This is a genomic window from Weissella ceti (genome assembly GCF_018394055.1).
GTDB lineage: Bacteria > Bacillota > Bacilli > Lactobacillales > Lactobacillaceae > Weissella > Weissella ceti.
Genome location: NZ_CP074441.1, coordinates 138,579 through 153,412, shown reverse-complemented (window position 1 = coordinate 153,412; position 14,834 = coordinate 138,579). Strand labels below are relative to the sequence as shown.

Below are 14,834 nucleotides of genomic sequence, written 5' to 3'. Positions count from 1 at the left end.
AGTTTTCAAAGATCTAAGTCACTGCCACGTGAGTGGCAATGGAGAATATCGGGATCGAACCGATGACCCCCTGCTTGCAAAGCAGGTGCTCTCCCAGCTGAGCTAATTCCCCGTTAGAATGGGACTGAGAGGACTCGAACCTCCGACCTCACCCTTATCAGGGGTGCGCTCTAACCAGCTGAGCTACAGTCCCGAGGTTCTTCTCTCGTGTATTACATTGAGTGTAAACCACTCAAAACTAAATATCGTTTCAATGCGAATGTGTAGGTTTCCGATTTTCCTTAGAAAGGAGGTGATCCAGCCGCAGGTTCTCCTACGGCTACCTTGTTACGACTTCACCCTAATCATCTATCCCACCTTAGACGGCTGGCTCCTAAAAGGTTACCTCACCGGCTTTGGGTGTTACAAACTCTCATGGTGTGACGGGCGGTGTGTACAAGACCCGGGAACGTATTCACCGCGGCGTGCTGATCCGCGATTACTAGCGATTCCGACTTCATGTAGGCGAGTTGCAGCCTACAATCCGAACTGAGACAAGCTTTAAGAGATTTGCGTACCCTCGCGGGTTAGCGACTCGTTGTACTTGCCATTGTAGCACGTGTGTAGCCCAGGTCATAAGGGGCATGATGATTTGACGTCATCCCCACCTTCCTCCGGTTTGTCACCGGCAGTCTCACTAGAGTGCCCAACTGAATGCTGGCAACTAGTAATAAGGGTTGCGCTCGTTGCGGGACTTAACCCAACATCTCACGACACGAGCTGACGACAACCATGCACCACCTGTCACTTTGTCCCCGAAGGGAAAGCGCCATTTCTGGCGTGGTCAAAGGATGTCAAGACCTGGTAAGGTTCTTCGCGTTGCTTCGAATTAAACCACATGCTCCACCGCTTGTGCGGGTCCCCGTCAATTCCTTTGAGTTTCAACCTTGCGGTCGTACTCCCCAGGCGGAGTGCTTAATGCGTTAGCTGCGACACTTAGGGGCGGAAACCCCCAAACATCTAGCACTCATCGTTTACGGTGTGGACTACCAGGGTATCTAATCCTGTTTGCTACCCACACTTTCGAGCCTCAACGTCAGTTACAGTCCAGAGAGCCGCCTTCGCCACTGGTGTTCCTCCATATATCTACGCATTTCACCGCTACACATGGAATTCCACTCTCCTCTACTGCACTCAAGTTATCCAGTTTCCAAAGCACTTCCACAGTTAAGCTGTGGGCTTTCACTTCGGACTTAAATAACCGTCTGCGCTCGCTTTACGCCCAATAAATCCGGATAACGCTTGGAACATACGTATTACCGCGGCTGCTGGCACGTATTTAGCCGTTCCTTTCTGGTAAGATACCGTCAGACACTGAGCAGTTACTCTCAATGCTATTCTTCTCTTACAACAGTGTTTTACGAGCCGAAACCCTTCATCACACACGCGGCGTTGCTCCATCAGACTTTCGTCCATTGTGGAAGATTCCCTACTGCTGCCTCCCGTAGGAGTATGGGCCGTGTCTCAGTCCCATTGTGGCCGATCAGTCTCTCAACTCGGCTACGCATCATCGTCTTGGTGAGCCATTACCTCACCAACTAACTAATGCGCCGCGGGACCATCTCTTAGTGATAGCAGAACCATCTTTCAAATAGCAACCATGCGGTTGCTAGTGTTATGCGGTATTAGCATCTGTTTCCAGATGTTATCCCCCGCTAAGAGGTAGGTTTCCCACGTGTTACTCACCCGTTCGCCACTCACTGCAATGTTCATCGTCATATCAGAGCAAGCTCTTCAAATCAGTTGAACCACAGTGCGTTCGACTTGCATGTATTAGGCACGCCGCCAGCGTTCATCCTGAGCCAGGATCAAACTCTCAATTTGAAGTTTGAGTATAACTCAATTTTTTTGTTGTTTAACAGATGTTAAACGAATTTACTAGCGAATTGACTTCGCAAATGTTTGGACCAACTAATAGTTGGTCGACCTACACATTTGTTACATCGAAACGATATTCAGTTTTCAATGATCTACTTCATTGCCGTAGGCGACTTGCGCCTCCCTGAAACAACTTAATCATCTTATCAAGTTATCAACGTGATGTCAACAACTAATTTGAAGAAGTTTTTCAAGCAACTTGTTGTTGCGCTTGCCGTAATGGCTTGCCCTTAACAACTCGTTTAATATTACAGACGAGCTGCGCAATTGTCAACAACTTTTTTGGAAAAGTTTTTTGAACAATTTGCTTGGTATCGGTTGGCCTTATCGGCTTCCCCTTAACAACTCGTTTAATACTATAGACCAGCCCACTAAATGTCAACACATTTACCAAAGTTTTTTTAATATCAATATTTCCCGTTCTTAATCATGATATACTATCAAAAAACGAGGAAGGTTATCATGTCAAAAAAAGAAGATAAAATCAATCCAGAACTATACCTTGCGACATTGTTGCAATATAGTCGAGACAACAATTTCAACCATATCAACGTTAGTGTACGTCTAAACCGTAACCCTGCATACACACGTCAAGTAATGATCGTTACTCTAAAGCGTATCTCAAAGAAGTACGGTAATGACGAACGCGCCTACATGTCAGTCGCTGCTGACAACGCAACAAAGTTCCTATCTCTTGTTAATAAGTTGAAGGAAGATATGTTTGCGAAGGACGAAAAGACAATCACTTGGCATACCGATTTGCTAAAGCGTGAAGAACAAGTCTTTGGTTACCGTCAAATTCGTGACCGTGATATGTACAACAACTTGGAATTCGAACTACTTGTTTAAGAAATCCGAGAACTAAGACAGTATAAAAGCCTGATTAACTCTAGTTAGTAAGAGTTAATCAGGCTTTTTATATTTTTCTATGGTTAGTTACACACTATTTTTTAATTGGATGTTGGGCTGAATACAACGCACTAATGATTCCATGTGCCACAGATACATTCACTGAACGAACAGATCCCGTTTGTGGAATATAGATCATCCCATCAGACGCTTCAATTAACGCATCTGCCAAACCAATTTGTTCTTCCCCAAACAAGAAAACACTCTTCTCTGGTAATTCAACATCAAAGATACTTTTCAATTCGTACCCTGGTGTATTATCAACGGCAAAAATTGTGTATCCATCTGCACGCCAGTCTGCGAATAACTTTTCGTAGTCCTTAATACGTGCATGCTTAATGTGTTCGTAGTGTTGCGCTCCAACGGCACCCTTCTTATTCCAGCGCTTAGCACCTTCTTCATTTTCAGGATCCATTGGATTGTCGGGATTCAAGAAGACAATCTCTTTTCCCGAAAAGGCATTGTGATTACGCACAGCGGTTGCCTTATTAAAGTCATGACTAATATTTTGCAAGACTGTAATCATCTCACCTCGGCGTTGATCAAGGGCTTGCATAATATCTTCATTACTTAGTCCCTTAAAGTCATCCCCTAGGTTTCGGTAGTCAATTGCATTATCTAGGTCAATATCACTCATGTCTTTTCCTCATCTCTTAATTATCAATATCTCATTATAGGCAGGCTAATCATTTTTTTCAAACAAAAAAGCGCTAACCATCAGGCTAGCGCTTTAATCTAGTACAGTCTCTATCTATATAGATACTTTCTTATTCTATTACTTAGAACAAATCCAATTGGTTTTGATCAGACATACCTTCTAGAACACCATTTTGGTCAAAGAAGTCCATCAATGTTTTAGATACACCACCACGTTGAGCCAAATCTTCCTTAGATAGGAATTCTCCTTCAGCTCGCGCAGCCATGATACGCTTCGCAACGTTATCACCCAAACCAGGTACGGCGTTAAATGGCGCAATCAATGTCTTTCCATCTAGAATCCATTGGTCAGCATCAGACTTATATAAATCAACCATATTAAACTTGATACCACGTTCTAGTGCTTCATTGGCTAATTCAAGCACCGTCAAAAGATCCTTATCCTTAGCTGATGCTTCATTACCCATTTGCTTGATTTCTTGAATCTTCGCCTTAGTAGAGTTCATTCCACGTGACATTGACACAATATCAAAGTTGGTAGCACGCACAGAGAAGTAAGCCGCATAGTACAACGTTGGGAAGTACACCTTAAAGTACGCAATACGCAAGGCCATCAACACGTAAGCCGCCGCGTGGGCACGCGGGAACATATACTTAATCTTCAAACAAGATTCGATATACCATTCCGGCACTTGCGCAGCACGCATTTCCACTTGATACTCATCTGTGATTCCCTTACCCTTACGCACCTTTTCCATGATTTGGAAGGCTGATTCAGGTTGCATTCCATAGTTGATCAAGTCCGTCATGATCTTGTCACGCGTTCCGATAACTGTACGGATATCCGCAATCCCTTTTTGAATCAATTCATCCGCGTTACCACGCCACACGTCAGTACCATGAGAAAGACCAGAAATCTGTAGTAATTCACCATAGTTCTTGGGTTGTGTTTCTTCCAACATTCCACGAACAAAGGCCGTCCCAAATTCTGGCACCCCTAATGTTCCTGTTTTTGAGAAGATTTGTTCTTCCGTAACACCCAAGCCTTCTGGTGTTGTAAACAAGCTCATCACACCAGGATCGTCCATTGGAATCGTTTGTGGATCAATTCCCGACATATCTTGTAGGGCACGAATCATGGTTGGGTCATCATGTCCCAGGATATCCATCTTCAAGATATTGTCGTGAATTGAATGGAAATCAAAGTGAGTTGTTTTCCAAGTCGCATTGACATCATCCGCTGGGTATTGAATTGGTGTAAAGTCAAAGATTTCCATATCATCTGGCACGATCAAGATTCCGGCTGGGTGTTGTCCAGTCGTACGCTTAACCCCAGTTGAACCGGCAGCTAAACGATCAATTTCCGCCCCACGTAATTGTAGTTCGTTTTCACGTTCATACGCTTTGGCATATCCATAAGCAGTCTTATCTGCAACAGTCGCAATTGTTCCCGCACGGAATACATTGTTTTCCCCAAACAGAGACTTCATGTAATTGTGAGCATATGGTTGGTAGTCACCAGAGAAATTCAAATCGATATCGGGAACCTTATTTCCAAGGAAGCCAAGGAAAGTCGCAAACGGGATATTGTGTCCATCCCCAATTAGCAAACTGCCATCGATTGGGCTGTACTTATCTGGCAAGTCATATCCTGAGTCATACACACGTGGGTCAACGAATTCAACATAGTCTCCGCTTGCACTGCGATAGTGTGGTGGCAACGCATTAACTTCAGTAACCCCGATTAACAATGCGACCAAAGATGATCCGATAGATCCACGCGATCCAACCAAGTATCCATCCTTATTAGACTTTGCCACCAAACGTTGCGCAACCAGATAGATAACCGAGAATCCATTGTTAATGATTGAGTGCAATTCTTGTTCGATTCGCGCTTCAACGATTTCAGGCAAAGGATTTCCATACATCTTACGAGCAGTCTCATACGTTAGGTCTTTAATTTCTTGTTCAGCTGTTGGCATGTTTGGTGGGTAGTTTCCACCCTTAATGGCTTCAACTTCATCAATCATGTCCGCAACCTTACGCGTATTATCAATAACCAACTTTTTTGCCAAGTCAGCCCCCATCCAAGCAAAGTCATCTAAGATTTCTTGTGTGGTACGGAAGTGCAATTCTGGTAGTGAGTAACGATTCAACGGGTTCGCTCCACCCTGTGAACTGATCAATACCTTTCGGTAAATATAGTCTTCAGGATTTAGATAGTGCACATCACCTGTTACGACAACAGGCTTATCTAATTGGTCACCAATTTCCACCGCTTGTTGCATCAATTGACGCAAACGCGCTTCATCTTGAATTAATTCTGCTTCAATTGACGGTACATAGTTCGCTGATGGATGAATTTCTAGGTAATCATAGTACTTAGCCTTTTCCAGCGCTTGCGCTTGTCCTTTTTGAACTAGCGCTTCCCAGAATTCACCGGAAGTATCTCCAGTTCCAATCAGCAACCCTTCACGATACTTATTCAACAATGAACGTGGTACACGCGGTACACGGAAGAAGTACTTCGTATTTGATTCTGACAACATCTTGTACAGGTTCTTAACCCCTGTTTGGTTTTGCACCAAGACTGTTGCTTTATTTGGACGACCGTGACGCCAAGCATCATTTTCGGTCATATGATCATTCAATTGGTTAGCTGAAGTAATGCCATACTTTTCTTTTGCTTCTGCTAAGAAAATACGGTTCAAGTGCCCAGTTGTCTCCGCGTCAAAGATGGCACGGTGATGTTGTTCTAGCAAAACACCAAAATGCTTAGCTAGTGTATTCAAACGATATGAACGCATTGTTGGGTACAAGAAACGTGCCAACGTCAACGTGTCAATGACTGGGTTTTCGATCAACGGCATTCCATGACGCATGAATCCTTCGTTAACAAAGCCCATGTCAAAGGTAACATTGTGCCCGACCAAGATGGCATCCCCGTAGAATTCACGGAACTCACGCAGAACCTGTTCTTCTGACTTAGATCCTTGCACATCGGCATCAGTAATTGATGTCAAATTAACAGTTGTTTCACTCAATGGGAAACCAGGATCAATAAATTCAGAGAATTCAGCGATGACATTCCCTTTTTGCATACGTACTGCAGACAGTTCAATAATCTTATCGTAGGCCGCAGACAATCCAGTTGTTTCGATGTCAAATACGACGTATTCAGCATCTTCAAGATTCGTATCCTTCGGGTTGAAGACAATTGGTTCACCGTCTTCGACCAAATTAACTTCGATTCCATAAATCATCTTGATGCCATTCTTTTTCGCACTAGATGCTGCTTCTGGGAAACCTTGCGCACCAGCAGTGTCGGTAATAGCAATTGTATCCATTCCCCACTTGGCTGCTTGCTTAACATAGTCCCCAATACTATTCGTCGCATCCATGGTAGACATCAATGTGTGCGTCCCAAGTTCAACACGCTTTTCTTCACCTTCATAGGCTTCTTGACGACTTGCATGCTTCACGATTTCCATGTCAAATGCTGTCATTGTCAAATCACGTGCGAAATCATCTTGTTGAATTGGTCCACGAACACGTAGCCAAACACCAGGCTTGATGCTATCAAAGAAAGCTTCATCAGCTTCATCACGAGAGAACTTCTTCACAATAAATGAACTTGTGTAGTCCGTAATCTTCATGTTCAGCAATTTACGCCCAGACTTTAGTTCACGGATTTCCGCATCAAATACGTATCCTTCAAAAATAACAGAACGTTCTTCACTATCAACGTCAATCATTGCCATGCGTTCAGCATCAGCACCAATCTTTCGACCAACTGCATTTACATTTCCAGTTGCGCCACCAGACTTACTTGGTGCTTGCTTACGTTGTTGTTGCGCTTGTTCAATTTGAACCTTGGCAGTTTCAGCCAATTGTTGATCTTGTTCAGCAACTTTCTTTTTGTGTTGTTCTAATGTTTCAGCTTGCAAAGCTTCATTGACTTGAATTGTAAGACGCTTTTCTAAATCAACGCCAAGCTTCGCGTAAGTACGCGCAATAATTGGCAAACCTTTTGTTTCCGCATATTGTGCCCATGCAGCATTACTAAAGATTAGTGTTAACTTTCCATCCGTTTCTTGCAGCATACCATTGCTGAACGCTTGTCGGAATACACTTGCTTGCTTTTGATTTTGTTGTAATGCCCAGCCCCAATAGTTAACGATCGTTGCATTATCAACTTCTGTTGGTAGTGTCACTTGAAAATCAGTCCCTGCAATCGCAGTGAAAGATGTTTGCATACGATTAATAAAATCTGCTGTTTCGGTTACTTCGGGCAAGCCAGGCCATGTCATGAAAAACTGCCATGTATTTGACTTCTTATGGACAACCACTTTGTCCAATGCAGCATTTTCGAAACACGCTGGTGTTGTTTCAAAATTCAATTGTTGTAGTAAAACCTGAAATTGTTCTTGCGCATTCAAAGCCATCATTTTTCCCCCGTAAAAATTCTATTCCATCATTATACCAACCTCACGCAATAATTGCATTCTGTCATGCCCTGCATCTTGTGAACTGATTTTAAATCTTGAAATAAAAAGAAGCCAATACGCCTTAGCGTATTAGCTTCCTTCATTTTGTTTTACTTATTCAGCGTTTTGCCCTAGCAAAATACCAAGTGTATCTACCAATTCTTCGGCACGCACTTCGATACCTTCTTCAGCATTACGCAACTTCACTTCAACGATACCTTCGCCAGCCTTCTTACCAACTGTGACACGAACAGGCAATCCAATCAAATCAGAATCTGCAAACTTAACTCCTGGACGTTCGTTACGGTCATCGACCAAAACTTCGTAACCAGCAGCTTCAAGTGCAGTGTTCAATTCGTTTGTCAAAGCACCTTGTACTTCATCAGTAAACTTGATTGGCACCAAGTGAACATCCCAAGGCGCAACTGTTTGTGGCCATGAGAATCCAGTTTCGTCAGCGTTTTGTTCTGCAATAGCAGAAAGCAAACGTGAAACACCAATACCGTATGATCCCATGATTACGTCAGCTTGACGACCATTAGCATCAAGGACTTGAGCACCCATTGCCTTTGAGTAACGAGTTCCCAACTTAAAGATGTGACCAATTTCAATTCCACGAGTGAACTTCAAGTGTCCCTTACCATCAACCGCCAAGTCTCCTTCGCGGGCTGTACGAACGTCAGCAACTTCATCAATGCGGAAGTCACGGTTAACGTTAGCGTTTAGGTAGTGGAATCCAGCATCGTTAGCACCAACAGTTAGGTTAACCATGTCAGTTACCCATTCGTCAGCGATGATCTTAACATCTTCACCAACACCAACCGGTCCAAGAGATCCAGCTGGGGCACCAAGCAATGAAACAACTTCTTCATCAGTTGCCATACGTAGTTCATCTGCGTTCAACAAGTTTTGAACCTTAACTTCGTTAACTTCAAAGTCTCCACGGATCAAGATCAAAACAGGTTGTTCGTCAGCGTACATAACAATTGTCTTAACCAATTGGTCAGGCGTTGTTTGTAGGTATTCAGCCAATTCTTCAATTGACTTCACTTCTGGTGTTGCAATCTTTTCCAAAGCAACTTCAGGAGCATGTGACTTGTTAGGTGTGTAAAGATCCTTGGCCATTTCCAAGTTTGCTGCGTAATCAGACGCATCTGAGTAAGCAATGATATCTTCACCAGCTGCTGCAGGGGCTGAGAATTCCTTAGAATCTGAACCACCCATGGCTCCAGCGTCACCAACGATAACACGGTAATCCAAACCTACGCGATCAAAGATCTTGATGTAAGCTGATTCCATTTGGTTGTATGCTTGGTTCAATCCTTCTTCATCCACAGAGAATGAGTAAGCATCCTTCATGATAAATTCACGACCACGCAACAATCCGAAACGTGGACGACTTTCATCACGGAACTTAGTTTGAATTTGGTACATTGTCAAAGGCAAACGCTTGTATGACTTAATGTCATCACGAATCAATGTCGTTAGTGTTTCTTCGTGTGTTGGGCCCAAGATCATGTCACGTTCATGACGGTTCTTCAACTTAAACAAGTTCGGACCGTATGTTTCGTAACGTCCTGATTCTTGCCACATTTCAGCTGGCAACAAAACTGGCGCAGCCATTTCAACTGCGTCAATTGCTTCCATTTCTTCACGGATAATTTCGTTAATCTTGTTCAAGACACGTTGTGCCAATGGCAAGTATGCAAAAACTCCAGCTGAAACTGGACGAATGTATCCGGCACGTACAAGTAGTTGATGCGAAATCACTTCGGCATCAGCGGGTACTTCACGTAATGTGGGAATAAATACCTTTGATTGCTTCATATTCTCAAATCCTCTTTTTCCTATTTCACCAAACGTTTAGCGCTATATAGATATCTATCTTAACATATCTAGCGTACAAAATAGCGTAGAATGTCATTTCCTGTCACAGCGAGCATCAAGAATACTAAGATTCCAACCCCAACTAGTGTCACAGCCATTTCAATTTTTTCTGGCACTGGGCGGCGAATAATCGCCTCAACCAAGTTCAACAACAACTTCCCACCATCAAGTCCGGGAATTGGTAGTAAGTTCATCATCCCCAAATTAACTGACAACATGGCGATAAATCCTAGCAAGCCTAAAATACCAAAACCACTAACCGTTTCGGTTGTCTTGTAAATAGCTACCGGTCCACCTAACTTATCAAGCGAGAAGTCTTGTGTCATGTTCAAGATAGCGTGCCAAATTTGTGATACCGAAGTCACCGTCGCATTCAAGGCATACTGCACACGTGCGCCAATTGATGCATCCATTGCTGGGGTGATCCCGATTTGACCAATTGTCATATCTTGAACTTTAGTTGCCTTTGGCGTTACTTTAACTGTTTCTGTTTCACCACTACGTATTACACCAAGCGTCAGCTCTTTGTCAGCTGATCCTTGAATAGCCATTTGAATATCTGACCACTTTGACATCTCTTGGCCATTAACTGACGTCAATTGATCACCTGACTTCAAACCAGCCACAGCAGCTGGTGACTTTGGTGCAACTTGATCAACTCCTGTTGTCGTTACCCCTGGCATTGCAAACGCCAATCCAATGAACAACACAATCGTTAACATCAAGTTATTAAATGACCCGGCGATATTAATCAAGGTACGTTGCCATAACTTAGCTGATTCAACTAACGTGTCACGCGGTGTAACTAGCACAGCTGTTCCATCTGCTTCAACGATTGTGGCATCATGATCAACCACATAGCGAATCAATTCATCTGATTCCATATCACGGTAACCTTCGATAAACATGTCATCTACTAAATCAAAACGATTCACAATTAATGGCTGCCCTGCAAATAGATCATTGTCTTTTGAGGCATTAATTTTCATGACACGTTTAGCTTCAAGCGCTAATGTAACGGTCATCCCCGCTTCTAAACTTGTCTCATCATCCATTTGACTGGCTAAACGCACATAACCACCTAGTGGCAATACGCGTACTGTGTAAGTTGTCCCATTCTTCTGTGTTTGGAATAACTTTGGCCCCATCCCCACCGCAAATTCACGGACTCGCACACCGGCTTTCTTCGCCACAATAAAGTGCCCAAATTCATGGACCACAACGATTAAGCCAAACACAAAAATAAACGCAATAATTGACTGCATGTTTCCCACCTTTCACATTTTACTCTGATAGTAAAAAGACACCGACCGACGTCGATGTCTAAAAATTTCTAAAATCCACCCAATAGGAAGAATACTGGGAACGCAATCAACATTGAGTCGAAACGATCTAGAATTCCACCGTGACCTGGCAAGATGTCACCAGAGTCCTTAACCTTGTAGAAACGCTTCAAAGCAGATTCCATCAAGTCACCAAATTGACCAGCAACCGAAACCACGAAAGCGATTCCGACCATTGTTAACCAACCGTAGTGTTGTGGGAAGAAGTAGACATAGATAGCCGCAACGATAACAGCAACCAATGTTCCACCAATTGATCCTTCCCAAGTCTTGTTTGGGCTAATGTTTGGTGCAAGCTTGTTCTTACCAATCTTACGACCAACCATGTAAGCACCTGAATCAGTAATCCAAACAATTAGCAATACGAAGAAAATTGTTGAAATACCAGCATCACGCGCTTGTACGAATGAGTGGAATCCCATTCCAACATAAATCATCGTAATCGTGAAAACACCAGCATCTTCAAAGTTAAACTTGTTCTTGGCAATAACTGTATGGAACAACATCAACAGCACAAAGATGTATAGCATTGTTGAACCTTGCAACAAAATTGGCCAGTTCAATTGTTGCCATAATGTTGCTGGCAACGTTACAAACACCGCCCCAACCATTGCCAAGATTGCTCCGAAGTCAATCAACAATGTACGACGCATACGTACAATTTCACTTGTAGCAATCAACGCTAACAGACTTGCCATTGCTTGAATTGCCCATTCCCCAAATAAAACAATCGGCACAAAAATTGCTAACGCAATTACCGCTGTAATAACACGAGTCTTCATAAAATTCCCTACCTCAATTATTTTTTATCACTTTTATTTTCAGCCAATCCGCCGAAACGACGATCACGCTTTTGGAAAATCATAATCGCTTCTTCAAAGATGTCTGGCGTGAATTCTGGCCAATGTTGTTGCATAAAGACGAATTCCGCATATGCTAATTGCCAAACCAAGAAGTTTGATAGTCGTTGTTCCCCACTAGTACGAATCAATAGTTCTGGATCTGCGTATTCACCCAATGAACCAGTCATCAGTGATGCACTAACTGTTTCTTCAGTGATTTCATCAACAGTCATTTCACCATCAGCAACACGTTGGGCTAGCGCTTGAACACCTGTTGTGATTTCGGCACGTGCCCCATAATTCAAGGCAAAGTTCAAAACCATCCCAGTGTTATTGGCTGTTTGTTCAACTGCATCATTAATGGCACGTTGTGTATCCGCTGGTAATTGATCTATGTATCCCATAACTTGGACACGCACATTTTGTTCAATCAATTCAGGTACGAATGTATCAAAAAACTTACCTGGCAGTTGCATCAAAAAGCCAACTTCTTTTTCAGGACGCTTCCAATTTTCAGTAGAAAAAGCGTACAGCGTCAAAACCTTCACACCTAAGTTATTTGCAGCCTTAGTAATTTCTTTAACGACTTCCATTCCACGTTGATGTCCTGCAATACGTGGCATGTTGCGCTTCTTCGCCCAACGACCGTTTCCATCCATAATGATTGCCACATGGTTTGGTACACGATTCATATCAACGGCAGACGTTACAGTTACTGCTTTTTTTCGGGTCCAATTAAATAGCACGATATTTGCTCCTTCATACCGAATCCATTTGATTCGTTTTCAATCTTCTAATTATACTACACAATCTTAACTAGCTCGTAAAATTCACAAATAATTCATCGCTTTTCTCAAACGACAAAAGCGCCAGGCACTAACGCCCAACGCTTTCTTTAAGCAAATTCGTCTGACTTTTAGCGATCATACTTACCAGCTAAAATCGCTTCAATTGTTTCAGTAACTCCAGCATGGTTATTATCGTTCAAAGCCTTATCTTCAACCTTGTTCAACATGAATTCTTCTGCATTCGGCATCACGAACCCTTGACCAACGTAACTTAGCATTTCCAAGTCATTCCCATTGTCACCAAAGGCAGCCATTTCTTCCGGCTTGATATCCCAAGCAATTGATAGTTCAGCTAAACCATGCGCCTTATTGACGTTACCTGCTAACACGTCCACTGATCCAAATCCTGAACCCGTTACGTGCACATCCCCATCAAAGGCTTCACGCAACTTCACAATATATTCATACACATCCGCATTTTCATCCCAGATGAATGACACACGGAAGATATCGTCATCAATATCCTTAAACTTGTCAACTTGATAAACATTTGGGTAGAACAACTTGGCACGGTCAATGATTTCTTGTGTGGCGTGGTTTGATACGTAAGCACCCTTAACCCCTGACAAAATAATCAAGTTCCCTGCAACTCCATGGTGTTCACGATTCCAAGTAATCACCTTTTCAATCTTTTCAGGTGATAATGTTCCTTCGTACAAAACCTTACCTTGATCAATCACCAAGGCACCGTTGTCTGTAACGTAAGTAATACGGTCAGCACCAACTGGTGCAAAGTAATTACGTAGTTGTTCGTATTGGTTCCCACTCGCTGTAACAAACTTCATCCCACGAGCTTCCATTTCAGTTAGCGCAGCATCAAAACGCGCGACGTCATAATTACGGTCATCTTGCAAAAATGTTCCATCCATATCAGTGGCAATTAATTTAAAAGTCATGTTCTAACCTGCTTTCTATTTTGAGTATGTATTTACCGTCTGATTCCCATGTCAAACGATTCATTGATTAGAATTATATCAAACCCAACCGATTTGCGCGAAATTTGATACAATATTAAGAGCAACTTATAAAGTTAGACCAAATAAACATTTTAAGCAGGGGACTTAACATGGACCAAGAATACGAAGACCGGTTGTCACGTCTGAACCGATTGAACGACATTTCAACCGAACCAACTTCATACAACAACCAAAACAAACCAAAACAAACACCACCACGCCGATTCAGTGGCTTTCCACGTGCTGCAGCGATTACCTTGTTCATTTCAATCATTTCGCAATTAGCCATTTGGTGGGTTTATCCACTGATTTATTCACGTAACTTGGCTGGTGGTCAATGGCAACAAAACCCACTATTCGTGGTGTACACAATTCTATTGGCGATTTCAATTTACTTCACCATTGGTCAAAGTCGTTACAAAATCAGTACGTTGGCTATCGCTTTCGTACCCGTTGCTTCACTGTACTTCTTGTATCAACAAATGACAGCACAACAAGTTATCCTATTGAGCTTGTTGCCTATTACTTTGATCCTGATCAACATTAAGCCATTGAAGTTACAAAACATCGTTGGATTAAATTTGTTCGCAGTTATCGCTACGGTCTCTGTACCTGTCGCAATTTTCTACCAACAAAACACCTTCCTAACGATTCCATTTATTTATAGTTTGTTGCCATTGTTCTTCTCATATCTATACTACATGGCTAGTATTTTTATTACGAACACACGTCACAAGCGTATCGCATCATTTGTTTTGGGAGCCATTTTGCTAATTAACGTTTTGACGTTACCTTGGAATAGTTGGACATTATTGGCAGTTGTCTTGATTGTCTTCACTTGGTTGATTTTGATCAATCTAACGATTAAAACTGAGTACCTATTTGGTATTCTATCAGCGCTTCAAGCGATTACGATTTTAGCTATATTCTTACAACAAAAGTAAGTCCTATAGAAAAGTACGGTAATCTAATCAAATAAAAGGACCGG

Annotated in this window: 9 protein-coding genes, 2 tRNA genes and 1 rRNA gene; 2 read left to right on the top strand and 10 right to left on the bottom strand. The window is 42.6% G+C overall.

Features of this window, described 5'->3' with window-relative positions; all coding sequences use genetic code 11:
• Positions 1 to 39: 39 nt before the first annotated feature.
• From KHQ31_RS00740 to KHQ31_RS00730, 3 genes are all read right to left on the bottom strand, one after another.
• Positions 40 to 112: transfer RNA gene (locus KHQ31_RS00740), tRNA-Ala, on the bottom strand.
• A 7-nt stretch (positions 113 to 119) separates the two neighbouring features.
• Positions 120 to 193 (bottom strand) — tRNA-Ile (locus KHQ31_RS00735).
• A gap of 92 nt (positions 194 to 285) precedes the next feature.
• Positions 286 to 1,863, bottom strand: a 16S ribosomal RNA gene (locus KHQ31_RS00730).
• 516 nt (positions 1,864 to 2,379) lie between these two features.
• On the opposite strand from KHQ31_RS00730, the gene KHQ31_RS00725 reads away from it, so the two are divergent.
• The gene (locus KHQ31_RS00725; protein WP_213409128.1) at positions 2,380 to 2,766 is read left to right on the top strand and encodes a hypothetical protein; all 387 of its coding nucleotides are present in this window, start codon (positions 2,380 to 2,382) and stop codon (positions 2,764 to 2,766) included.
• Between the two features lie 94 nt (positions 2,767 to 2,860).
• Here KHQ31_RS00725 and KHQ31_RS00720 read toward each other — a convergent pair whose 3' ends face one another.
• From KHQ31_RS00720 to KHQ31_RS00690, 7 genes are all read right to left on the bottom strand, one after another.
• Positions 2,861 to 3,463: a TrmH family RNA methyltransferase gene (locus KHQ31_RS00720; protein WP_213409127.1), complete on the bottom strand. Its 603-nt coding sequence runs from the start codon at positions 3,461 to 3,463 to the stop codon at positions 2,861 to 2,863.
• 142 nt (positions 3,464 to 3,605) lie between these two features.
• Positions 3,606 to 7,928, bottom strand: a complete 4,323-nt coding sequence (locus KHQ31_RS00715) for a PolC-type DNA polymerase III (RefSeq protein ID WP_213409684.1) — start codon at positions 7,926 to 7,928, stop codon at positions 3,606 to 3,608.
• A gap of 156 nt (positions 7,929 to 8,084) precedes the next feature.
• Complete coding sequence (locus KHQ31_RS00710) at positions 8,085 to 9,797, bottom strand: proline--tRNA ligase (RefSeq protein WP_213409126.1); 1,713 nt, start codon at positions 9,795 to 9,797, stop codon at positions 8,085 to 8,087.
• A 68-nt stretch (positions 9,798 to 9,865) separates the two neighbouring features.
• Entirely contained in the window at positions 9,866 to 11,122 is a 1,257-nt protein-coding gene (gene rseP, locus KHQ31_RS00705) for an RIP metalloprotease RseP (RefSeq protein WP_213409125.1), read from the bottom strand.
• A 68-nt stretch (positions 11,123 to 11,190) separates the two neighbouring features.
• Entirely contained in the window at positions 11,191 to 11,982 is a 792-nt protein-coding gene (locus tag KHQ31_RS00700; protein ID WP_213409124.1) for a phosphatidate cytidylyltransferase, read from the bottom strand.
• Positions 11,983 to 11,999: 17 nt separating this feature from the next.
• Entirely contained in the window at positions 12,000 to 12,788 is a 789-nt protein-coding gene (locus KHQ31_RS00695; RefSeq protein WP_213409123.1) for an isoprenyl transferase, read from the bottom strand.
• A 170-nt stretch (positions 12,789 to 12,958) separates the two neighbouring features.
• A complete protein-coding gene (locus KHQ31_RS00690) occupies positions 12,959 to 13,786 on the bottom strand; it encodes a Cof-type HAD-IIB family hydrolase (protein WP_213409122.1) in 828 nt (275 codons plus the stop codon).
• Positions 13,787 to 13,956: 170 nt separating this feature from the next.
• Between KHQ31_RS00690 and KHQ31_RS00685 the strand changes: the two genes are divergently transcribed.
• Positions 13,957 to 14,790, top strand: coding sequence for a hypothetical protein (locus KHQ31_RS00685; RefSeq protein ID WP_213409121.1), 834 nt, complete (start codon positions 13,957 to 13,959; stop codon positions 14,788 to 14,790).
• Positions 14,791 to 14,834 lie beyond the last annotated feature (44 nt).